This is a genomic window from Arachidicoccus sp. (genome assembly GCF_050436765.1).
GTDB lineage: Bacteria > Bacteroidota > Bacteroidia > Chitinophagales > Chitinophagaceae > Arachidicoccus.
The window spans coordinates 22,264-44,815 of the sequence record NZ_JBNQGD010000153.1 but is presented as its reverse complement, the minus strand read 5'-3'; the positions used below and the strand labels follow the sequence as shown (position 1 = coordinate 44,815).

Below are 22,552 nucleotides of genomic sequence, written 5' to 3'. Positions count from 1 at the left end.
GGTAAAAGCATATTTAACATAGGCGAAGTTAATAATCACCTAAAGGAGTTTCGCCTAATTGAGTAAGTGCACTGGCTAATTGTTCATCATTGGGTGCAACACCATGCCATTGATGGTGACCTTCCATAAAGTCAACGCCTTTCCCCATCACGGTTTTCATTAAAATAACCACCGGTTTTCCTGGTTGAGAGAGCTTTTTGGCTTCTTCTAGTTTTTTAATAATAGCTGCAATATCATTACCTTCTTCTAAAACCAAAACTTGCCATTTGAAAGCCTTGAATTTAGCTTCTAAATCACCCAAATCCATTACTTCTTTTGTAGGTCCGTCAATTTGTTGACCGTTCCAATCCACAGTTAGAATAAGTTTTGAAGCATCCAAATTAGGCGCTGCTAGTATGGCTTCCCAGTTTTGACCCTCATTCAATTCACCATCGCCACAAAGTGTATATACAAAGTTTTCATCGCCATTATGTTTCTTGGCTAAGGAAGCACCAATGGAAACGCTTAAACCTTGTCCCAAAGAACCGCTGGCAATACGTATCCCTGGCAGGTGTTCGTGGGTTGTCGGGTGTCCTTGCAAACGAGAGTTTAATTTACGAAAAGTTGCCAATTCTTTTTTATCAAAATAGCCGGCATGTGCAAGTGTTGAGTAAAACACCGGAGAAATATGTCCATTGGAAAGAAAGAAAATATCTTCATCTTTTCCATCCATGTCAAAACCTGATTTACGTTTCATCACGCTGAAGTACAAGGCTGTAAAATAATCGGCACAGCCCAAAGAGCCGCCGGGATGCCCACTCTGTGCACCATGTACCATTCTTAATATATCACGTCTGATTTGCGTAGCTGTATTTTTTAGCTGTTCAATATCTGCCATTTCGAATTACTTTTTTATGCAAAAATTATTTTAGCCCCGAAGGTAAATCATTTTCCTATTTTGAACTTTACATTATTGAATTTATATGAATAAATTTAATAATTAAGTTTTGTAATAAATGCAACAAGGGCCATATTGCTGTTATTGTTCTGATTTTTAATGATTTTTCTATTGTCTTGATCAGCTTTTTAGAGTAATTTCGCCGCAATATAAAACAGCATAATTATGCCTGAAGATTTAAATTCGATAATAGAAGACGCAAACGCTACAATGAAAAAGGCTGTAGCTCATTTGGAAGTAGAACTTACACGCATACGCGCGGGAAAGGCCAGCCCGTCAATGCTAGATGGCTTAATGGTTGAATATTATGGTAATCCCACACCTGTTTCGCAGGTGGCAAATATCAGTGTCTTAGACGTACGAACTATTTCTCTTCAACCTTGGGAAAGAAATATGCTTGCGCCCATTGAACGTAGTATAATGGCTGCTAATATTGGGGTAACTCCTCAAAATGATGGCGTACAGATCCGCTTATCCCTTCCTCCACTTACAGAGGAACGTCGAAGAGAATTGTTTAAAAAAGCAACTGCCGAAGGCGAAAATGCAAAGGTGAGCATTCGTAATATACGCCGGGATGGTATTGAACAAATAAAAAAGTTACAAAAGGACGGTCTTAGTGAAGACATTGCCAAAGGCGGGGAAAAGGAAGTGCAAGAGCTTACCGACAAATACACGGCTGTTGTAGAAAAGCATTTGGTTACGAAGGAAAAAGAAATGATGTCGATTTAATGTTGACAACCTAAAATTTATATCTTACACAAGATACCCATGCAAGAAATAGTAGAGAAAATAGATCATTACAAGCGAGAAATAGAAGCCGCATCCGTAGCCAATATTGACGATGTTGAAAGTTTCCGAATAAAATATTTGGGAACCAAAGGTTTGGTAAAATTGATTATGGGAGAAATGAAAAATGTTCCCAACGAACAAAAAAAACAAGCCGGTCAATTATTGAATGAGTTTAAGATTTTTGTGGAAACGAAATTCGACGATCTCAAAGCGCAATTTGAAAATACAGATACAGATGCCTCTCACATAGACTTTTCTTTGCCGGGTGACGCTATTGCTGTTGGCACAAGACACCCATTGAGTATTGTACGTAACCGTATTGTTTCCATTTTTAAAAGACTGGGTTTCGCTATTGCAGAGGGGCCGGATATTGAAGACGATTGGCATAATTTCGGCGCAATGAATCTGCCGGAAGACCATCCTGCAAGAGACATGCAGGATACGTTTTATATTCAACAAAATCCGTCCTGGTTGTTACGTACACATACCAGTAGTGTACAGGCGCGCGTTATGGAGACGCAAAAGCCACCTATCCGTGTTATCTGCCCTGGACGGGTCTATAGAAATGAGACCATCAGTGCAAGAGCCCATTGCTTCTTCCACCAGGTAGAAGGATTGTATATTGACGAGAATGTAAGTTTTGCTGATCTGAAACAGACACTTTATTTCTTTGTACAAGAAATGTTTGGCAAGGATATCAAAGTACGTTTTCGCCCGAGTTACTTCCCTTTTACGGAACCAAGTGCAGAAATGGATATCAGTTGTTTGATATGCGAAGGCAAAGGCTGCAATGTTTGTAAGCATACAGGTTGGGTGGAAATTTTGGGAAGTGGAATGGTGCATCCAAAAGTGTTGGAAAACTTTGGAATTGATAGTAATAAATATACCGGGTTCGCTTTTGGGATGGGTGTGGAACGTATTACACAATTGAAATATCGTGTCAATGACTTACGCCTATATTCGCAAAATGATGTACGGTTTTTGCAGCAATTTACGGGATCGGTGTAGTGTTTATAAGTCAAAAAAGACGAGAAAGCAATATCATAAATCATCTTCATAAATAATAATCATTCTTCTATGAGCAAATTTAGTAACCACTCATTCACAAACGAAAAAGCATTAATTCGTGTAGATTTTAATGTACCTCTTGATAAAGCGACTTTAGCCATCACCGATGATACGCGCATTGTTGCTGCCCTGCCTACTATAAAGAAGATTTTAGCAGACGGCGGAAGTGTTATTTTGATGAGTCATTTAGGTCGCCCGAAAAGTGGCCCGGAAGATAAATTCTCCTTAAAACATATTCTTGCCCATTTAAGTGAATTGTTAGGCGGGGAAGTTCTGTTTGCCAATGATTGCATTGGAGAAGAAGCCGTTCAAAAAGCTAAAAACTTGCTACCGGGACAAGTACTTTTATTAGAAAATTTACGTTTTTATCCGGAAGAAGAAAAAGGAGATAAAGTCTTTGCTCAGAAATTGAGTCAACTGGGCGACGTATATGTAAATGACGCTTTTGGTACTGCTCATCGCGCGCATGCTTCTACAGCCGTGATTGCACAATTCTTCCCTGAAGGTAAAAAAATGTTTGGCTTGTTGATGAACGCGGAAGTAAGCAGTGCAGAAAAAGTAATGCACGCGTCAGAAAAGCCCTTTTGTGCCATTATAGGCGGCGCAAAGGTTTCCGATAAAATACTGATAATAGAAAATTTATTGGATAAAGCGACTGATATTATTATCGGTGGTGGTATGTCTTATACTTTTTTCAAAGCTAAAGAAGGTAAAATAGGTAATTCTCTTTGCGAAGATGATCGCCTGCAAACTGCTATTGAGCTGATGGAAAAAGCAGAAGCAAAAGGTGTTTGCATCCATTTGCCAAGTGATTCTATTATTGCAGATAAATTTGCTGCAGATGCAGAAACTGCTGCATCACCTAGTAACAATATTCCCGAAGGGTGGATGGGCTTAGATATTGCGGAAGATGCACGCGAGCAATTTTCCAATGTTATTAAACGCTCCAAAACTATTTTGTGGAATGGCCCAATGGGCGTTTTTGAAATGGAAAAATTCCAGGGTGGAACGAAAACGATTGCTTTGGCTGTCGCCGAAGCTACTAAAAATGGTGCTTTTTCTCTGGTAGGAGGTGGTGATAGCGTTGCCGCAGTCAACAAATTTAATTTAGCTGATCAAATCAGTTATGTTTCCACGGGTGGAGGTGCCCTATTGGAATATTTTGAGGGAAAAGAATTACCCGGTATCGCAGCGATAAAATAAGATCATGTTTTGTCATAAAAAAACTCATTTAGTGAAAATAGGCTAAATGAGTTTTTTTATGATCGGGGGTACATTCTTTAAATTAAGGATGCATCAAGAGAAATGTCCAGGTTTAAAACTTTGCTTATCGGACATCCCGCTTTTGCATTTTTTGTGCACTCTTCAAATTTTTCTTGGCTAATACCAGGAATGTTGGCTTTTAATACGATATGAGAACTAGTTAATTGCAATTTTTCGGTGTCCATTGTAATGGTTGCATTCGCTTCTAATGATTTTGGTATAAAACCTGCTTCACCTAAGATTAAACTTAACGCCATTGCAAAACAACCTGCATGTGCCGCGGCAATTAACTCTTCAGGATTAGTGCCCACCCCTTCTTCGAAGCGTGATTTGAAAGAATATTGTGTATTGTTTAAAGTAGTGCTTTGCGTGGTAATTTTACCAGCACCCTCTTTGATAGAACCATTCCAGATGGCTGTTGCTGAACGTTTCATAGTGTCCTTATTTTATTTTGAAATTATTGATTATCTCAGGCTAAAGGTAAACAAATAATTAGCTGTAAAGTTCCAAAATATTACTAAAATGATAGCTATTAGTTTTGCCACATAAAAGTTCATTTTTCTTTTATTAATTAATAAATAAATAATACCATTATTAAGTGATAACCCAATAACCGATACCATAAAAAATGAAAAATATTCTTTGGGAATATTAGCCTGATGACTTTTAAAGGTCCAGACGCGATTTAAAATATAGTTGCTGGATGCAGCACTGATAAAGCCGCAGCTATTGGCAATATATTTATTTACCTTCAGTTTTTCTTTTAATAACCCAGTGATAGAAAAATCGATTACCATTCCGGAAAAACCAACAACGGCAAATTTTATAAATTTAAAAAATATACCCATTCCTCTTTGAATATTTATGAGCGCGAAAGTACTATTAATTGTTGGGGTGTCATTTTTTAATGGCTTGTTCATTAAACAATAGGGTCAGATATCTTTATCTTTGTTTTGGAACAATGTATTTTAAATAAGTCAAATGATGGGTACATCCGTGGCATTTAATTTTGAGGCATTTTTGGATAAAAATTTTAAAGTGTTATTAGCTGTGGCAATTTTATTGAATGCCACCGCGTTATTTACGGGTGTTTTTGTGGGCGATAGTGCTTTATATGCGGATGTCTCAAAATATATCGCACAAAAAAATGACTGGCTGGATTTATATGCTTATGGCAGCGATTGGCTAGATAAGCCACATTTCCCTTTTTGGGTTGCTGCGCTGAGTTTTAAGGCATTTGGGATCAATGCATTTGCCTATAAGCTCACAGCTTTAGTCTTCTGGCTGATAGGTATGTTGTATACTTTCAAGTTGTCTAATTTGCTTTACAATAAAACGGTGGCACAAATAACAGTACTTATTTATGCCATCGCATTGCATGGCGTGATTGCTAATTTTGATGTGCGTGCCGAGCCCTATTTGACCGCTTTAATTATTGGTGCACTTTTCTATATCTACAAACTTACGGATAGCAATAATTGGAGATATTACCTTCTGGGGGCGATTTTTATTGGTTGTGCGTTGATGACAAAAGGGTTATTTGTACTTGTAACAATCGGGGGAGGCTTGGTTGTTTATTGGATGATAACAAGAGATTGGAAACAGTTTGTCAATCCGAAATGGTATTTGCTTTTGCTGCTTTCATTTATTGTGATTTTGCCGGAAATGTACGCTTTATATACACAGTTTGACTTGCATCCGGAGAAATTGGTCTTTGGCGAACATAATGTTTCGGGGATACGGTTTTTCTTCTGGGATAGCCAGTTTGGGCGATTTTTTAATACAGGACCCATTAAAGGCTCGGGAGACAAAACATTCTTTTTGCATACGACGCTCTGGGCTTTTTTGCCCTGGTCAGCTTTATTTGTTTTTTCTCTTTTTAAAAGAAATAAAATTGCCAATTCCAAAAGATGGATTGTTGCTGGTAGTGCGCTGTTGACTTTTATATTATTTTCTTTGTCGAAGTTTCAATTGCCCCATTATATTATCATTCTCTTTCCACACTTTTCTATGTTTACTGCAGTTTATCTTTATTCTTTAAAAGATAAAAAATCGCTTAAAGGCTTTGCTATTACACAGCAAGTAATTTTTTATGTAGCAGTGATAGTGGTAATACTGCTCACTTATTTAGCTGGACTTGACACGGCCGTGGTTATTTCACTGGCTTTGGCTGCTTTTATTTTTTCTCTTTTCGTTGCCCGAAGAAAACAGGATGGAGAGAAAATTTTCTTTTACAGTTATGCTTTTGCCATAGTACTGTATTTATTTATGAATTTGTGTTTTTATCCTTTTCTGGTCAATTATCAAGGTGGGTCGAGTGCGGCAAAATACACCAATTCTATTGCCTCTGATATTAAATTAGGGATGTCTGGTTATTCGGTATCGGCTACAACATTTCGGTTTAATTCAAACAAGCCGGTCACATATTTGGCCGATATAAATCAGGTAAATGCATTTTTGGAGCAGCCCAATACGGCCGTATTTATTGAACAAAATAATTTGGATTCTTTGAAATTGATGGATAAAAACGTTGATGTTTTACAAGCGTTCGATGATTTTCATGTAACAAAGTTGACATTCAAATTCCTTAATAAATCTACCCGAAAATCGGCTGTAGACGCGACCTACTTGGTTGCACTAAAAAAATAAAAGGATTCAAAATCAATTGAACCCTTTTAAAATATTGTAAAATAAATCTTATAGGCTAGTTCAATATAGCCGGTGACTTTGCTGTCTTTATTTTCTTTTCCTGAGCGATAGCCTTCCAGCCACCCACGATATTGCGCAGGTTGTGGATGCCTTGTTTCTTCATCATGGAAGCGGCGATTACACTACGGTAGCCACTTTGACAATGAAGATAAATATTGTCGGTATCTTCAATGGGCGACATGCTTGCGGGATCGGTCAAAGAAGATAGAGGAATATTTACAGCATCTTTTACATGACCATCTGCAAATTCAATTTCTTTGCGCACATCTATTACCAAGAGATGCTCATCGAACGGAATATCCATCGCCAACTCATCCACTTCTACATCGATAATCATATCGGTTTTCAAACCTGCATCTTTCCAGGCCTCAAACCCCCCTTCAAGAAACCCAATCATTTTGTCAAAACCTACACGAGCCAAACGAACCATTGCTTCCTGTTCCATTCCCGGCTCTGTGACTAAAATTAATTTTTTGTCAAATGAAATAAGGCTGCCTGCCCATTCTGCAAAACGTCCGTCTAGTCCAATAAATATAGATCCCGGTATAAATCCCTGTACAAAAGTTTCCTTGTTACGGGTATCAATTACCCAAACATTGTCTTGATGTGATTTGTCTTCTACCTCTTTTGTTGATAATGGTTGAAGTGCCCTTTGCAATATTTCATCGAGTTTATCATATCCATTTTTATTAATAGCCGCATTGATCGGGAAATATTGTGGAGGTTCGGCAAGGCCTTCAAGCACCACTTTTATAAAATCTTCTTTGCTTTGAGATTGCAAAGCATAATTGGTTTGCTTTTGCTCGGCAATAGTGCTTTGAGTAGAGGCACCTATATTTTTTCCGCAACTACTACCTGCACCATGTGCCGGATAAACGAGGATATCATCCGCTAAAGGCAATATTTTTTCCTGGAGACTTTCATACAGCATTCCGGCCAAATCTTCGCTCGAAAGTAGCTCACCTTTCTGCGCCAAATCGGGTCTTCCGACATCACCAACAAATAAAGTGTCCCCGGTAAAGACAGCATAACCTTTACCTGATTTATCTTTCAATAAATAGCAAGAACTCTCTAAAGTGTGTCCAGGCGTGTGTATCACTTCAATTGAGCAGTCCCCTAAAGGAAAGCATTCACCATCTTTGGCCATTTTAAAGGCAAAATTTGCTTTTGTCTGGGGACCGTATATGATAGGTGCCCCTGTGGCTTTGCTTAAATCTAAATGACCACTTACAAAGTCGGCGTGAAAATGTGTTTCGAAAACATATTTAATTTTTGCCCCCCTTTTTTCCGCTAAGGCTAAATAGCTTTCAATGTCGCGCATGGGATCTATAATAGCGGCTTCGCCATTACTTTCTACGTAATAAGCAGCTTCGCTCAAGCATCCGGTATATAATTGTTCTATATGCATTAATGATAGTGAACTGTCAATCGAGAATGTGTAATCAATTGACTTCGAGTTTCATAGCTAGTGTTTGTTTTTTTCCAAAAGTAGTCGGAATCTTTATCTTTGCTCTCCACTCGTGTACTCGATAGTCCTTACCGAGGTTTTAATGTCTAATGCTGACGCCGCAAGGATACGAAAAAATATTTTTAATATCCCGTCCTCTCTGTTATTCATTTTATCCAATTCATGCTAAAGTGATGAATTGATTTTGCCTTACTTTCTATAATAAAGATACAAATATTAAGTCTGGTGCGAAGCCAAGTAAATAGGTGCTTAAGGTTATTTTAGCAATTCGTCCACAAAGGTTACCAGTTCCTTCATGCGAGAATGATTAATGGTATAATAAATGAATTTGCCGTCGCGCTGAGTACCTACAAGAGCGGCCCTACGTAATATTGCCAAATGTTGTGAAACTACCGATTGCTCCAAACGAAGCTTTACATATATTTCAGTAACGGTAATTTTCTGATGCTCTTGAATAAGCTTTACGATTTGTAAACGTAATTTATGATTAATTGCACGTAATATTAACGCGGCTTTTTTCATTCTTAAGAAGTCTATTGTAACTTCTTCATTACTCTCAGGAGACTTAATTACGATATTTTGGGCTGCGTTGCTCATGTTGAAAATGATTTGTACTTGATGGAATAATATAATTTATAAAGTTAATAAATTATTATTTCTATTATTAGAAGAAGAAGCAAAATGACAAATTTTTAACATATATTATTTAAGGTATAATTTTGGCTGTCGTATAAAAGGGTTTGAAATATAAAGGCTCACTGTAGGCTAAATCTGCAAATCGTTGTTGGTGAAAATCTTGCTGAGCCAAACTATTTAATGCGTGGGGTGAAGGGGTTGTTTTTTGCAGGAAGATAAAATCTTCTTTAGGCGCAACTTTTTGCCATTTTTCTACTCCGCTTCCCGTAAAAATTATTTGTTTTGCCGTTTTCTGCAATTGCCGGGTGAAGTCATTTTCCGTAAGAATAAATGTCTTTGTATGCATCACTTCATTTAGTTCATAACTATATAAAGCCGAAAATATTTCCATTCTGCGTGCATCAATCATGGGACAATATAATGCCGTTGGATTACCGACTTCCTTAATAGCATCAGCGGCTAAAATTTGCAAAGTGTTCAGTAAGATAAGCGGTTTGTTTAAAGCATAACAGATGCCTTTTGCAGAAGCCAGGCCTACCCGTAATCCCGTATAGCTACCCGGACCTGCACTTACTGCAACTGCATCTATATTTTTAATCTTTTGATTGGCCGACGATAAAACCTGTTGAATAGCTAGTTGCAAAAATGAACCATGATCTTTTTGTTCATCATTGGATTGGGACGCAAGCAGCTGATTCTCATCACCTAAACACACTGTTGCTGATGCTGTAGCAGCATCTATTGATAAAATAAGTGCCATTGAAATATAAAAATTTGACCAAAGATAAAAAGTTATTCTCGGAGATATAGCCGCATTGTTCACTTTCTTAAGCGTTTCAAGAAACTAACGAACATAAATTTGTTGGTTCGAATCTTTTTCTTTTAATTTGCTTAGGCAAAACAACCGAAGACCTTTTTGTGTTTTGTTTAATGATTAGATGATTTGATTTATTAAAGCCTCTTGTAAAAGAGGCTTTTTTTGGCAATAATAAGGATAATTGTAGCGATAAATAATCATAAATGGAATCACAAAAAGTTGCTTTTCCCGATCTTCTTCGCTAGTGATGTATAAATCTTATTTTCTGCAAGTATCGATTAGCTGTTTTGATTATTCATTAACGCCTGGCAATACTTTTCTATGACCTCAGGTAAAAATCGATGTTCCAGTGCATGTATTTTTTGGGCTAATGATTCGACTGTATCTTCCTGAACAACAGAGCATTCTGCTTGAAAAAGGTGCTTGCCATGATCATATTGTTCATCTACCAGATGAATAGTAATACCTGAGATTTTATCTTTTGCGTCAATTACGGCCTGGTGTACAAAGTTTCCGTACATGCCTTTGCCTCCATATTTAGGAAGTAAGGCGGGGTGGATGTTGATGATTCTGTCGGGAAAAGCAGCAACTAAATTAGCGGGAATTTTCCATAAGAAGCCGGCTAGTACAATTAAGTCTATATTTTGTTCTTTTAAAAGAAGAACGTACTTATCTGATTCAAAGAACGGCTTTCGTTCTAAGATGATGGTGCGAATGTTGTTTTGATTGGCTATTTCAACGACGCCCGCCTCGGCTTTATTGGATATTATAAGGCTGATATTAATTTCGGAAGGTTGTTGAAAGTGTTGAATAATCTTTAATGCATTAGAGCCTGCTCCTGATGCGAATATAGCAATATTGAATTTATTTTTCATGTCGCAAAGTTGCGTCAATTCTTTTATAAATAAGTACTTAATAGCAGAATTATGAGTTTGAATTGTTATTAGATTTAGATAGTGAATAATAAAATTTATTGCTGTAGATGCTTATTGCCATTGAGCTTGAGAAGATATGACTAGTAGATTATTTAAATTTTTTTTTGCCTGATTGTACTTTTGTCAATTTCGTGTCATATTTTTGCCCCCGTCAGGGATATTTCTCCACATTCCAACAACTGAATTGTGAATATGATCCACATAAGAAAGTTAACCGCAAAGTTTGGTTTTTTTGTAAGTTTTTTATTTTTATTGTCTTTTGCCAGTCCTGCGCATGCGCAAGATGGGAAGGCGTTGTTTCAGGCTAATTGTGCCAGCTGTCACCAAATCCATAAGGACGCAACGGGTCCGGCATTGGCAGGTGTTGAAGATAGATGGCCTAGTCGTGATAAAATTCACCAATGGGTACATAATAGTTCTGCTGTACTTGCTTCCGGTGATAAATACACGAACGACCTTTTCCAAAAGTTTGGTAAAACGCCGATGACGCATTTCCCGCAATTGTCTGACAAAGACATTGACGGTATTTTGGACTATATTAAGAAAGAACAGGCAAATGTACCGGCCCCAACAGCTGCAAATGTTACCGCAAATGCTGGCGCATCATCAAGTGACAATACCTTGCTTTATGCTGTGCTTACAGGGGTATTGTTGATTGTAGCCTTTATATTACTGCAAGTAAATAATAGCTTAAAAAGATTGTCTAACAAACAGGAAGGTCATCCTGTAATTGCTCCTATTCCATATTATAGAAATAAGAAGATAATAGCATTCGTTTCTATTGTAGTCTTTATATTGATAGGTTTCTGGCTGTCGAGTGGGGCGATTGGACTCGGGCGAACACAAAATTACGAGCCTAAACAGCCCATCTTCTATTCACACAGAGTGCATGCCGGTATCAACCAAATTAGTTGTTTATACTGCCATACGAATGCGCAATACAGCCGCCACGCAACCATACCTTCTGTAAATGTTTGTATGAATTGTCACATGGCCATCACAGAATACACAGGACCTAAACTTTATACAGCCGAGGGCGATGAAGTAGACGGTACAGCTGAAATAAAGAAATTATATAAATATGCCGGATATACACCGGGTCCGGGTGCAACCTTTGATGCTTCCAAGGCAAAACCAATTGAATGGATTAGAATTCATAAATTGCCTGATCACGTTTATTTCAATCACTCTCAACACGTAATGGTTGGGAAAGTACAGTGCCAAACTTGTCACGGTGATGTAACAAAAATGGATGAAATAAAACAATTTGCTCCATTAAGTATGGGTTGGTGTATCAATTGTCACCGTACCACAGATGTACAATTTAAAGACAATGGCTTCTACAGTATTTATACAAAATACCAGGAAGAATTAAAAAATGGTACGATTGATTCAGCAAAAGGAGTCACCGTTAAGATGATTGGTGGGACGGAGTGTCAAAAATGCCACTATTAATCAAGAAGCGGTAAGATTGATTAATGTAGATGAGTTTTAGGCTTTATTAAAATTTAAAAATTTTCAAATTCCGATAAATGGCGAACAAAAAACATTGGCAAAGTTTTGGTGAACGGGAAAATACTAAAGGGTTTCAGGAAGCGAATAAAAATGAATTTCCTGAAGAGCTTCTCCCTTTTGAAGAGATTGATGGTGGATTTTTAAGCGCGCCAACGCCCAGAAGAGATTTCTTAAAATATTTAGGCTTTGGTACTGCAGCTGCTACTTTAGCGGCTAGTTGTAAGACGCCTGTAATGAAAGTTATTCCATTTGCCAATAAACCGGAAGATATTGTACCGGGTGTGGCAAATTATTATGCGACTACTTATGTACAAGACGGTGATGTGCTTAGTATGTTAGCTAAAGTACGTGATGGTCGTCCGATAAAATTAGAAGGTAACGAGTTAAGCCCTATTACTAAAGGAGGTACTTCTGCCAGAGCACAGGCTTCTGTGATCGAACTTTATAATACTGCACGTTTACGCTTTCCGTCAATTTCGGGTAAAGAAGTTACTTTTGAATCAATTGATAATTCCATTGCAGGTGTATTAGCCGGCCCGGCAGTTATTTTGACTACAACAGTTAATTCCCCCAGTACTTTAGAGGCTATCAATAAGTTTATTGCTAAATACCCCGGCAGCCGTCACGTAATGTATGACGCGGTTTCTTACTCCGGTATTCTGGAGGCAAATAATCTTTCTTATGGTAAAAAGGCAATCCCTTCTTACCATTTTGAAAATGCAAAAGTAATTGTAGGTATTGGTGCAGACTTTTTAGGTACCTGGATTTCTCCGGTAGAATATAGCACACAATATTCTGCGACTAGAAAAATTAATGAAAAGAACCCTACCATGAGCAAGCACTTTCAGTTTGAAAGTATTTTGACTCCAACAGGTGCTTCTTCCGATGAACGTTTTACACATTTGCCTTCGCAAACAGGTGCCGTTGTGGCCGCATTATTGAATGCTGTAAACGGACAAAGTATCGCTGGTATCTCTGATGAAAAATTAAAGGCGGGCATAGCAAAAGTTGCAAAAGAATTAGCTGCTAACAAAGGCCAGTCTTTGGTAGTTTGTGGAAGCAATGATAAGAATATTCAGGTTTTGGTAAATGCTATTAACGAAGCTATTGGCGCAAATGGTAAAACCATTGATTGGAGTGTTCTCAACAATGCTCGTCAAGGTACGGATGCAGATTTTGTGCAGTTATTGAGCGATATGAACGCAGGCGGTGTAAATTCACTATTAGTATATGGTGCAAATCCGGCTTATAGTTGGTATGACAGTGATAAGTTTGTTGCCGCTTTGAAAAAGGTAAAAACAACCATTTCATTTGCGGAAAAAAATGATGAAACTACCCAGCTCTGTAAATATGTTATTCCAAGCCATAACTTTTTAGAAAGTTGGGGCGATGCGGAAGCTAAGACGGGCTATTTCTCTTTTATGCAACCTACTATTAACCCACTGTTCAAAACACGTCAATGGCAAGACAGTTTGTTGAAATGGGCTGGTGAACCAACAGATTACGAAACATTCTTGAAGAATTATTGGTTGACAAAAGTAGGTGGCGAAACGGGTTGGATGAAAACGTTACAGGCAGGTGTTATCAATGCTGCTGAGACGCCGATAACAGCAACTGCTTATAATGGTGCTGCTGCCGTTTCCGGCGCTTTGTCTTCTATCAATACAAAAGCCGGTGATATAGAATTGATGCTTTATCAGAAGGTTGCTATCGGCGAAGGACAAGGTGCAAGTAATCCGTTCTTGCAAGAAATGCCAGACCCTATATCCAGAGCGACTTGGGACAACTACATTATGATTTCACCATCTTTAGCATTGAGCCTTTTGGGAATCAATTTGCATAATGAAGGTGACGCTGATAAATACGAAACACATCCCGCAAAACCGGTATTAAAACTAACGGTTAACGGAAAATCTATAGAGTTGCCTATTTTGGTAATTCCTGGTACACATCCTAAAACTTTGGGTATTGCACTAGGATATGGAAGGACCGGTAAAATAGGTAAAGCAGCAGATGGTTATGGTAAAAATGCCTATCCTCTTGCTCAGTTTACGGGTGATGCTGTTCAGTTTGAACAATACGATGTAAAGATAGAAAAGACAGATAAGACATATAAAGTAGCGCAAACACAGATTCAAGGCCGTTATGATTCTTTTATGGGTGGCAAGCGTACTGAAATATTAAAGGAATTGACGCTCCCTGAATTTGCAGAAGATCCTAAAGAGATTTTGCGTGATCGGGAAAAAGAGTTAAAACCTTATGGGGGTATTGAAAACTTTGAAAAGCAAGGTACCATATATCCTTATTACGATAAACCGGGTATTCACTGGGGTATGAGTATCGATTTAAACTCTTGCAGCGGCTGTGGCGCCTGCGTGGTTGCTTGTAATATTGAAAACAATATCCCGATTGTAGGTAAGGACGAGGTGGCTCGTTTCCACGATATGCATTGGTTGAGAATAGATAGATACTATTCTGGGGACATTGATAACCCCAATGTAATTTTCCAACCCATGTTGTGTCAACATTGCGATAACGCTCCTTGCGAGAACGTTTGTCCGGTAAATGCGACTAACCATAGTACAGAAGGGTTGAACCAAATGGCTTATAACCGTTGTATTGGTACACGTTATTGCGCCAATAACTGTCCATTCAAAGTACGCCGTTTTAACTGGGCTGATTATACAGGTGCAGATAGCTTCCCTAATAACCAAGATCAGCAATTGGTCGGTAAATTGGATGCTACGGTACACGATAGGAATGAAGAATTGTCTAGAATGGTTTTGAATCCGGATGTAACTGTACGTTCACGTGGTGTGATGGAAAAATGTTCTTTCTGTGTGCAACGTTTACAAGATGGCAAATTGACTGCTAAGAAAGAAAGCCGGCCATTAAAATCCGGGGAAAATAACGAGTGGGATGTGAAAACAGCTTGTCAACAGGCATGTGCGAGTGATTGTATCGTATTTGGAAATGCAAACGATAGTAAGAGTGCCGTTTCATTAATGAGAAAAGAAAATCCATTACGTTTATTCCATGCGCTGGAACAATTACATGTTTTGCCGAATGTAAATTATCTGGCAAAAGTTAGAAATACGGATGTTAAAGAGCCGGAAGAACTTACGGCTTAGTAATATAGTAATAGGTGAAATAGTATAATAATTATTTATTAGTTATAAACGAAACTGAATGTCATTATTTAAGTACGAATCAGAACTCAGGGAGCCGTTGGTAAAAGGCAGTAAAACGTATCATCAAATTACAGAAGATATTGTAGCCCCTATTGAGGTAAAACCAGGTAAACTATGGTATATTGGTTTTTACATTGCCGTATGTATGCTTCTGTTTGGTATATTTAGTGTTTATGAAGAAGTTGTATATGGAGTGGGGCAGTGGAATCTGAATAAGACCCAAGGTTGGGGTTGGGACATCACCAACTTCGTGTGGTGGGTAGGTATTGGGCACGCCGGAACGCTTATATCAGCTATCTTATTGCTTTTCCGTCAGGGATGGCGTACAGGTGTAAACCGTGCTGCAGAAGCAATGACGATTTTTGCGGTAATGTGTGCCGGACAATTCCCCGTATTCCATATGGGACGCGTATGGGATGCCTTCTTCATTTTTCCTTATCCTAATTCACGTGGTTCTGTTTGGCCTAACTTTGATTCTCCTTTGTTGTGGGACGTATTTGCCATCTCTACTTATTTTACTGTATCTGTATTATTCTGGTATACCGGGCTATTGCCAGATCTGGCGACTGTACGTGATAGAGCGAAAACTAAATTAAGAAAATTATTATATGGTATTGCTTCTTTTGGTTGGACGGGTTCTACCAAACATTGGCAACGTCACGAGGCATTATCGCTGGTGTTAGCGGGCCTGGCAACTCCATTGGTTCTTTCTGTACACACAATTGTATCCTTTGACTTTGCTACTTCTGTAATTCCCGGCTGGCATACGACTATCTTCCCACCCTATTTTGTGGCAGGTGCGGTATTCTCGGGTTTTGCGATGGTAAACTCGCTTTTACTAGTTGTGCGTAAGATGATGAACCTTCAAGACTATATTACCATTGGTCACATTGAAGCAATGAATAAGGTAATTGTACTTACGGGTTCAATTGTGGGGGTAGCTTATCTTTCAGAATTATTTGTTGCCTGGTATAGCGGTAATAAATATGAAGCTTATGCATTCTTCTACACACGTGCTAATATTTATAGTACATTAGGCTGGAGTTATGTAGGGATGATTGGTTGTAATGTATTGAGCCCACAAATATTCTGGTTTAGAAAGATGAGAAGAAACCTTGCCGTTACTTTCTTTATGAGTGTTGTAGTTAATATTGGTATGTGGTTCGAAAGATTTGTAATTATTGCTACATCTATTTACAGAGATTATTTGCCTTCTGCCTGGAGTGTATACTATAGCCCTAGCATTTGGGAATTAGGTTTTTACATTGGTACATTTGGTCTATTCTTTACTTGTTTCTTCTTATTTTCAAAATATTTCCCTGTCATTGCGATTGCTGAAATTAAAAGTATTGCAAAGACATCCGGTGATAATCATAAATTAGCTATCGCACACGTTGAAGCAGAAGAGCCTGAAGCCTTTGCACACGAGTATGCGCACTAATTTTTCGGAAAAGATTTTAATTAAAGTAGAAGAGATAAATAAAATATTTCATTAATAGCAATTGCTAAATTGAAAATAAATTATGGCAAAAAAGAAATTTGTTGTAGCGAGTTTTGATGACGAAGCAAATTTGTTTCCCGCAGTGAAGGATGTAAGAGCTGCCGGGTACAAACTTCACGATGTTTATACACCATTTCCTGTACATGGTTTAGATAAGGCGATGGGATTAAGAGAAACTAGCTTGCATACTGCCGGTTTTATTTACGGTATCCTTGGTACCGCAACGGCATTAGGTGGTATGTCTTGGGTTTTTGTTTCTGATTGGCCTCAAATATATGACGGTAAACCTCACTTTGCTTTACCAGCATTTATTCCCATCACATTTGAGTTGACGGTATTGTTTGCATCGGTGGGAATGGTTTACACATTCTGCTGGTTGTGTCAGATGGCCCCGTTTGTGAAGAAGCACATTTTTCACCCGAGGCAAACAGATGATATTTTTGCAATGGTGATAGAATGTACACCTTCAACGAATGTCGATGAATTGGTGGACTTTCTGAAAACCAAGGGAACTGTCGGTATTGAAGTGCAGGACGCCGAAGCCGGCTGGTGGTGGGGTCGCTTTGATAGAGAGCAACAAATTATTAATGACAATGTCATTGAGGTGCTTTAGTTTATTATAGATTTTAGAAAAAATATTTTTGTTTGGTTTTTGTTTTAATTCAAAACCGACAACTTATACAGAAATTAAAAATAGGGATGAAAAAATTATCTGTCATCGCAACAATATTTGTAACCGGAGCCATTTTGGTTAGTTGTAACAGTGTAAGGCGTGATCCAGGACGTGTGTATATGCCTGATATGTTTTATAGCCCAGCCTACGAAACTTACACACAAAGAGACTCTACGCAGTTTACAGAAAAAGAAGCGGAAGCGGGACGTAAAATATTTTACAACAATCAGCCCGTTGCTGGTACTATTGCCAGAGGGGAAGACCTTCCTTTTCCTATTGCCAAAGACAAGCAGGGAGATACGACCAATTATGTGGCGGCTAAGTTGATTGAAAACCCGGAACCTCCTTTAACAGATGCACAAGCGACCGAAATTCACAGATTATATTTGATAAATTGCGGTATTTGTCATGGTGCTAAATTGGATGGGAATGGGCCTTTATATAATGGCGGAAGTGGTCCGTTTAGCGCGGCTCCCAAAAACCTGCTGGGTGATCCGATTGTTCTGGCAATGCCGGAAGGACAAATGTTTTATTCTATCCAATATGGAAAGGGGATGATGGGAAGTTATGCGTCTCAATTATCCCGTAAACAACGTTGGCAGCTGGTACATTATATTAAAGCAAGACAAGCTGAAGCAAAGGGTGGCAAACCAGCTCCTTTTGACGTAGCAGATTCTACTGCAGTGGCAGCCAAATAAGAAATATAAAACGATTATTTAGAAATATTAATAGCAGCGAATTAAATAATATTAACGATGGCATCAATAAAAACACAGTTTGTAATTCCTTCCAAAATGAAGACTTGGTCTTTAGGCTTGATAGCAGTTGGAGTTATTTCTTTTATCATAGGTTTTGTGACACAAGGCCTGAGTGATGATCCAAATGTTCAACAAGCTTTTTGGGGTACAATTATGTACAATGCAATTTATTTTCTGTTGATTACCAACATTGCTATGTTTTTTATCTGCGCACTTACTTTGGGCATGTCTGCCTGGCAAATAGCATTCAACAGAGTAACAGAGGCCATTTCAGCTGTAGTGCCTATTTTTGGACTTATCACGGGTGTGTTACTTATTTATTTGGTAATCAGCAAGCTGCATCTCTATCATTGGACGGATATAAAATATGTAAAAGGGGATACCGTCCTGATGCATAAACAGGGTTTTTTAAACTTGCCTTTTTATATTACCTGGACTGTTTTGTCTATTGGCTTATGGTCTTTTTTAGGTATGAGAATGAGAAAAGCTTCTGAACAATTCGATGAAAAGTACGAAGGACCTCAAAAAAGCCAGCGCACACTTTGGCGTACAACTGTAGCCGCCTCTTTATTTCTTGCTTTTTTTGGGATCACGGCTGGATGTGTAACACCTTGGTTGTGGCAAATGAGTTTGGATGCGCATTGGTATAGTACTATGTACAGTTGGTATGTATTTGCAAGTTCATTCGTTGGTGGATTGGCACTGATAACATTATTTGTCATCTATTTAAAGAATAAAGGTTATCTGGAATTGACCAATCAGGAACATTTACATGACTTGGGTAAATACTTATTTGCATTTTCAATATTTTGGACCTATATCTGGTTCGCACAATATCTGCTTATCTGGTATGCCAATCTTCCGGAAGAAACGATATACTTTAAACATCGTGTACAAGGTGAATATAAAGGTGTATTTTTCCTGAATTTAGTCATTAACTTTGTATGCCCGATTTTAATCTTGATGTCTCGTCCATCAAAACGTAATTATACGATGATGACTTTTATGGCAGTATTATTATTGTTTGGCCACTGGTTAGACTTTTATCAAATGATTATGGGTAGTATTTCTGATACACATATTACGCTAAGTTGGTTAGATTTTGGTATTGCCGCATTATTTGTCGGTCTATTGATTTACTTTGTAGGGAAAGCTTTAACCAAAAAACCATTGATACAGAAATACCATCCTTTCTTGAAAGAGAGTATTATACATCATACTTAAAATTTAAAAAGAGAGTTGACTTTCGAGATTTTAGAATAAAAAGTTTTAGAAAAATATTTTAAGCAATATTCATTATGTCTATGTTTTTTACCATCGTCGCGATAATTTTGATTGTGATAGTAATTTTTCAAATTGCTAAAGCAAGCGAGTATGTATCTGTGTTGAAAGGCGAAGAAAAAGCTTTCAAGCAAAGCAATAAAGTAAACGGCACTCTTATGATTGCCTTTCTGATCCTTGGTTTGATAGGCGTTTATTGGTGTAATCATTTATTGTACCATGAAACCCTTTTTCCTCAAGGCTCTGCTAGTATAGAAGGTGAGCAAGTGGATCAACTATTGTGGATTACGATTATTTTGACTGGCATCGTGTTTTTTGCTACGCAAATACTTTTGTTTTGGTTTGCCTATAGATATCAATATAAGGAAGGAAAACAAGCGCATTTCTATCCACATAATAATAAATTAGAAATTGTATGGACAGTTGTGCCTACGATTGTTCTGCTTATTTTAATAGTATATGGGCTACGTAGTTGGTTCTTGTTTACGGGTCCCTCTCCTAAAAATGCGATGGAGATTGAAGTTACAGGTCACCAATTTGGATGGGTTTTTCGCTATCCCGGACAGGATGGTGTTTTTGGAAAAAAATATTTTAAAGATATAGATCCTGCGCACAGTAATGAATTGGGGTTAATTTGGAAAGATAGTGCAGCACTTAATCAAAAAGCAGATCCTGCCACATTTGATGATGTTGTTATTGATGGAACAATGTATTTGGTGAAAGGTGTGCCGGTTCGTTTGTTGATTAATTCTCAAGACGTAATCCATGACGTAGGGCTTCCGCAGTTTAGAATGAAAATGGATGCGGTTCCGGGTACGCCTACAACATTATGGTTTACGCCAAGGTTTACAACAAAGGAAATGAGGGCGCGTACCGGAAATCCAAATTATGTATATGAATTGGCATGTGACCAGTTATGTGGTCAAGGACACTATTCTATGCGTGCTGTGATAGATGTTGTAACTCAACCAGAATTTGATGTAATTATGTCGCAACAAAAGCCGGCCTACTATGCGGCGTTTCCTGACAAGGATCCAAGCATGAAGGCAGCAGATACGACAAAACCTGCATCTGCTGCTATAGATACAACGAAAGTAATGGCGAAATTATAAAAGATATTTTTTCACCTAGTTTAGGAATAACATTATAGAATTTATATAAAGAAATAGTTATGAGTAGCGAAGCTGTATTACATCCGGGTGCTGCGGTGGCACACATTGAAGGTCACCATGATGTTCATCATCACAAACAATCCTTTATTACTAAATATATTTTTAGTACCGATCACAAAATTATCGCTAAGCAATTTTTGATTACCGGTATTATTTGGGCCGTGCTGGGTGGTTTTATGTCTGTATTGTTCCGGTTGCAATTAGGATTTCCTGACACTACTTTCCCCTGGTTGGAGACTATCTTAGGAAAATGGGGTAAGGGCGGCCATATTTCACAGGAAGCCTATTATTCGCTGACGACGATCCATGGAACGGTAATGATATTTTTTGTATTGACTGCCGGATTGAGTGGTACTTTTGCGAATTTCTTAATTCCGCTTCAAATTGGTGCACGTGATATGGCGTCGCCTTTTATGAATATGCTAAGCTACTGGTTCTTTTTCGCAGCTAGTATTGTTATGCTATCTTCCTTCTTTGTTCAAACAGGTCCATTTGCTGGTGGCTGGACGGCTTACCCTCCATTGAGCGCGTTGGGTGAAGCTTCGCCGGGATCGAAAACAGGTATGGACTTATGGCTTACCTCACTTATTTTATTTGTCGTTTCTCAGTTATTAGGTGGTCTCAACTATATTTCCACCGTATTGAATATGCGTACCAAAGGTATGAGCATGACTCGTTTGCCATTGAGCACTTGGGGTGTGTTTTTGCAAGCTATATTAGGCGTATTATCTTTCCCTGTGTTGTTCTCCGGTTTTATACTTTTGATTTTTGATCGTCATTTTGGAACAAGTTTCTATTTATCCGATATATATATTCAGGGAGTTGGTGCACTACCACACGAAGGTGGTAATGCTATATTATATCAACACTTATTCTGGTTCTTAGGTCATCCGGAAGTTTATATTGCTATTTTACCTGCGTTTGGTATCGTATCTGAAGTAATGTCTACCAATGCGCGCAAGCCGATCTTTGGTTACTCGGCGATGGTAATGTCCATGTTCGCAATCGTAATACTTGCCTTTTTGGTATGGGCGCATCATATGTTTGTATCTGGTATGAATCCATTCTTAGGTTCCATATTTGTACTACTCACCTTATTGATTGCTGTACCTTCATCTATTAAGGTGTTTAACTGGCTTACAACATTATGGCGGGGGAATATTCGATTTACACCGGCGATGCTGTTCTGTATTGGATTTGTAAGTGTATTTATCTCTGGCGGTCTTACCGGTATTTATATGGGTAATTCAGCGATTGATATTCATATTCACGATACATATTTTATTATTGCGCATTTTCACTTGGTTATGGGTGTTGCCTCTATGTTTGGCATGTTCTGTGGCGTATATCATTGGTTCCCTAAGATGTATGGCAGAATGATGAACAGTACTTTAGGCTCGATTCACTTTTGGATTACAATAGTCGGCGCTTACCTTATTTTCTGGCCGATGCACTATTTAGGCTTAGCGGGTATGCCACGTCGTTACTATGATTACAGCAGCTGGGAAAGTTTCAAACAGTTTGCGGAGGTAAATAAATTTATCAGTGTCGTTGCAATTATTACCTTCTCAGCACAGTTTCTTTTCTTATTCAATTTTTTCCATTCAATTTTTAAGGGTAGGAAATTAACAAAGAAAAATCCTTGGAAGGCTAATTCATTGGAATGGACTACACCTATTAATCCGGGGCATGGTAACTGGATTGGTGAAATACCTGAAGTACATCGTTGGCCATATGATTACAGTAAGGATGGGCACGATTATATTCCTCAAACGGTTCCTGTAGGACAAGAGGATAATATAGAAGATTAGTATAGATATTGAAGGTTTTAATAAGACT

General features: G+C 38.2%; 19 protein-coding genes. 12 read left to right on the top strand and 7 right to left on the bottom strand.

From position 1 onward, the window contains the following. Positions 1-28 precede the first annotated feature (28 nt). Entirely contained in the window at positions 29-877 is an 849-nt protein-coding gene (locus ACQR30_RS06605; RefSeq protein WP_429733016.1) for a transketolase, read from the bottom strand. A gap of 225 nt (positions 878-1,102) precedes the next feature. Between ACQR30_RS06605 and frr the strand changes: the two genes are divergently transcribed. The 3 genes from frr to ACQR30_RS06590 all read left to right on the top strand — a co-directional run bounded on the left by frr (position 1,103) and on the right by ACQR30_RS06590 (position 3,997). Continuing rightward, on the top strand, positions 1,103-1,666 hold the full coding sequence (gene frr, locus ACQR30_RS06600; protein WP_429733013.1) for a ribosome recycling factor: 564 nt from the start codon (positions 1,103-1,105) through the stop codon (positions 1,664-1,666). 39 nt (positions 1,667-1,705) lie between these two features. Continuing rightward, a complete protein-coding gene (pheS, locus tag ACQR30_RS06595; protein ID WP_429733010.1) occupies positions 1,706-2,734 on the top strand; it encodes a phenylalanine--tRNA ligase subunit alpha in 1,029 nt (342 codons plus the stop codon). Positions 2,735-2,803: 69 nt separating this feature from the next. Beyond that, entirely contained in the window at positions 2,804-3,997 is a 1,194-nt protein-coding gene (locus tag ACQR30_RS06590; RefSeq protein ID WP_429733008.1) for a phosphoglycerate kinase, read from the top strand. A 77-nt stretch (positions 3,998-4,074) separates the two neighbouring features. Here ACQR30_RS06590 and ACQR30_RS06585 read toward each other — a convergent pair whose 3' ends face one another. Together ACQR30_RS06585 and ACQR30_RS06580 are read right to left on the bottom strand one after the other, a co-directional pair. Continuing rightward, positions 4,075-4,491, bottom strand: coding sequence for an OsmC family protein (locus tag ACQR30_RS06585; RefSeq protein WP_429733005.1), 417 nt, complete (start codon positions 4,489-4,491; stop codon positions 4,075-4,077). A gap of 30 nt (positions 4,492-4,521) precedes the next feature. Next, positions 4,522-4,977, bottom strand: a complete 456-nt coding sequence (locus tag ACQR30_RS06580; protein WP_429733002.1) for a GtrA family protein — start codon at positions 4,975-4,977, stop codon at positions 4,522-4,524. Between the two features lie 61 nt (positions 4,978-5,038). Here ACQR30_RS06580 and ACQR30_RS06575 point away from each other — a divergent pair, with 61 nt between their 5' ends. Continuing rightward, positions 5,039-6,706 (top strand): ArnT family glycosyltransferase, encoded by a 1,668-nt coding sequence (locus tag ACQR30_RS06575; protein ID WP_429732999.1) that lies wholly within the window; start codon positions 5,039-5,041, stop codon positions 6,704-6,706. A gap of 55 nt (positions 6,707-6,761) precedes the next feature. On the opposite strand, the gene ACQR30_RS06570 is transcribed toward ACQR30_RS06575, so the two are convergent. The 4 genes from ACQR30_RS06570 to ACQR30_RS06555 all read right to left on the bottom strand — a co-directional run bounded on the left by ACQR30_RS06570 (position 6,762) and on the right by ACQR30_RS06555 (position 10,562). Then, positions 6,762-8,174 carry an MBL fold metallo-hydrolase gene (locus ACQR30_RS06570; RefSeq protein WP_429732996.1) on the bottom strand — a complete coding sequence of 471 codons (1,413 nt, stop codon included), beginning with the start codon at positions 8,172-8,174 and terminating at the stop codon, positions 6,762-6,764. Positions 8,175-8,489: 315 nt separating this feature from the next. Further along, the gene (locus ACQR30_RS06565) at positions 8,490-8,831 is read right to left on the bottom strand and encodes an ArsR/SmtB family transcription factor (protein ID WP_429732993.1); all 342 of its coding nucleotides are present in this window, start codon (positions 8,829-8,831) and stop codon (positions 8,490-8,492) included. Positions 8,832-8,940: 109 nt separating this feature from the next. Continuing rightward, on the bottom strand, positions 8,941-9,630 hold the full coding sequence (gene tsaB, locus ACQR30_RS06560; protein WP_429732990.1) for a tRNA (adenosine(37)-N6)-threonylcarbamoyltransferase complex dimerization subunit type 1 TsaB: 690 nt from the start codon (positions 9,628-9,630) through the stop codon (positions 8,941-8,943). A 335-nt stretch (positions 9,631-9,965) separates the two neighbouring features. Beyond that, positions 9,966-10,562, bottom strand: a complete 597-nt coding sequence (locus ACQR30_RS06555; RefSeq protein ID WP_429732987.1) for a phosphoribosylglycinamide formyltransferase — start codon at positions 10,560-10,562, stop codon at positions 9,966-9,968. Positions 10,563-10,814: 252 nt separating this feature from the next. Here ACQR30_RS06555 and ACQR30_RS06550 point away from each other — a divergent pair, with 252 nt between their 5' ends. The 8 genes from ACQR30_RS06550 to ACQR30_RS06515 all read left to right on the top strand — a co-directional run bounded on the left by ACQR30_RS06550 (position 10,815) and on the right by ACQR30_RS06515 (position 22,524). Further along, the gene (locus tag ACQR30_RS06550; RefSeq protein ID WP_429733042.1) at positions 10,815-12,077 is read left to right on the top strand and encodes a c-type cytochrome; all 1,263 of its coding nucleotides are present in this window, start codon (positions 10,815-10,817) and stop codon (positions 12,075-12,077) included. Between the two features lie 77 nt (positions 12,078-12,154). Further along, positions 12,155-15,268 (top strand): TAT-variant-translocated molybdopterin oxidoreductase, encoded by a 3,114-nt coding sequence (locus ACQR30_RS06545; protein WP_429732984.1) that lies wholly within the window; start codon positions 12,155-12,157, stop codon positions 15,266-15,268. A 58-nt stretch (positions 15,269-15,326) separates the two neighbouring features. After that, a complete protein-coding gene (nrfD, locus tag ACQR30_RS06540; protein WP_429732981.1) occupies positions 15,327-16,769 on the top strand; it encodes an NrfD/PsrC family molybdoenzyme membrane anchor subunit in 1,443 nt (480 codons plus the stop codon). Between the two features lie 82 nt (positions 16,770-16,851). Then, the gene (locus ACQR30_RS06535; RefSeq protein ID WP_429732978.1) at positions 16,852-17,442 is read left to right on the top strand and encodes a DUF3341 domain-containing protein; all 591 of its coding nucleotides are present in this window, start codon (positions 16,852-16,854) and stop codon (positions 17,440-17,442) included. A gap of 86 nt (positions 17,443-17,528) precedes the next feature. Continuing rightward, positions 17,529-18,200, top strand: coding sequence for a c-type cytochrome (locus ACQR30_RS06530; protein WP_429732975.1), 672 nt, complete (start codon positions 17,529-17,531; stop codon positions 18,198-18,200). A 57-nt stretch (positions 18,201-18,257) separates the two neighbouring features. Continuing rightward, a complete protein-coding gene (locus ACQR30_RS06525) occupies positions 18,258-19,484 on the top strand; it encodes a quinol:cytochrome C oxidoreductase (protein ID WP_429732972.1) in 1,227 nt (408 codons plus the stop codon). A gap of 113 nt (positions 19,485-19,597) precedes the next feature. Beyond that, entirely contained in the window at positions 19,598-20,653 is a 1,056-nt protein-coding gene (locus tag ACQR30_RS06520) for a cytochrome c oxidase subunit II (RefSeq protein ID WP_429732970.1), read from the top strand. Positions 20,654-20,712: 59 nt separating this feature from the next. Beyond that, positions 20,713-22,524: a cytochrome c oxidase subunit I gene (locus ACQR30_RS06515; RefSeq protein ID WP_429732967.1), complete on the top strand. Its 1,812-nt coding sequence runs from the start codon at positions 20,713-20,715 to the stop codon at positions 22,522-22,524. The last annotated feature ends 28 nt before the right edge of the window (positions 22,525-22,552 follow it).

What these genes read in the sequence shown, in the direction of transcription:
- nrfD (WP_429732981.1), top strand. Translation starts at nt 15,327, where the DNA reads ATGTCATTATTTAAGTACGAATCAGAACTCAGGGAGCCGTTGGTAAAA.
- ACQR30_RS06575 (WP_429732999.1), top strand. Translation starts at nt 5,039, where the DNA reads ATGATGGGTACATCCGTGGCATTTAATTTTGAGGCATTTTTGGATAAA.
- ACQR30_RS06580 (WP_429733002.1), bottom strand. Translation starts at nt 4,977, where the DNA reads ATGAACAAGCCATTAAAAAATGACACCCCAACAATTAATAGTACTTTC.
- ACQR30_RS06530 (WP_429732975.1), top strand. Translation starts at nt 17,529, where the DNA reads ATGAAAAAATTATCTGTCATCGCAACAATATTTGTAACCGGAGCCATT.
- ACQR30_RS06525 (WP_429732972.1), top strand. Translation starts at nt 18,258, where the DNA reads ATGGCATCAATAAAAACACAGTTTGTAATTCCTTCCAAAATGAAGACT.
- ACQR30_RS06535 (WP_429732978.1), top strand. Translation starts at nt 16,852, where the DNA reads ATGGCAAAAAAGAAATTTGTTGTAGCGAGTTTTGATGACGAAGCAAAT.
- ACQR30_RS06590 (WP_429733008.1), top strand. Translation starts at nt 2,804, where the DNA reads ATGAGCAAATTTAGTAACCACTCATTCACAAACGAAAAAGCATTAATT.
- tsaB (WP_429732990.1), bottom strand. Translation starts at nt 9,630, where the DNA reads ATGGCACTTATTTTATCAATAGATGCTGCTACAGCATCAGCAACAGTG.
- ACQR30_RS06605 (WP_429733016.1), bottom strand. Translation starts at nt 877, where the DNA reads ATGGCAGATATTGAACAGCTAAAAAATACAGCTACGCAAATCAGACGT.
- frr (WP_429733013.1), top strand. Translation starts at nt 1,103, where the DNA reads ATGCCTGAAGATTTAAATTCGATAATAGAAGACGCAAACGCTACAATG.
- ACQR30_RS06570 (WP_429732996.1), bottom strand. Translation starts at nt 8,174, where the DNA reads ATGCATATAGAACAATTATATACCGGATGCTTGAGCGAAGCTGCTTAT.
- ACQR30_RS06585 (WP_429733005.1), bottom strand. Translation starts at nt 4,491, where the DNA reads ATGAAACGTTCAGCAACAGCCATCTGGAATGGTTCTATCAAAGAGGGT.
- ACQR30_RS06565 (WP_429732993.1), bottom strand. Translation starts at nt 8,831, where the DNA reads ATGAGCAACGCAGCCCAAAATATCGTAATTAAGTCTCCTGAGAGTAAT.
- ACQR30_RS06550 (WP_429733042.1), top strand. Translation starts at nt 10,815, where the DNA reads ATGATCCACATAAGAAAGTTAACCGCAAAGTTTGGTTTTTTTGTAAGT.
- ACQR30_RS06545 (WP_429732984.1), top strand. Translation starts at nt 12,155, where the DNA reads ATGGCGAACAAAAAACATTGGCAAAGTTTTGGTGAACGGGAAAATACT.
- pheS (WP_429733010.1), top strand. Translation starts at nt 1,706, where the DNA reads ATGCAAGAAATAGTAGAGAAAATAGATCATTACAAGCGAGAAATAGAA.
- ACQR30_RS06515 (WP_429732967.1), top strand. Translation starts at nt 20,713, where the DNA reads ATGAGTAGCGAAGCTGTATTACATCCGGGTGCTGCGGTGGCACACATT.
- ACQR30_RS06555 (WP_429732987.1), bottom strand. Translation starts at nt 10,562, where the DNA reads ATGAAAAATAAATTCAATATTGCTATATTCGCATCAGGAGCAGGCTCT.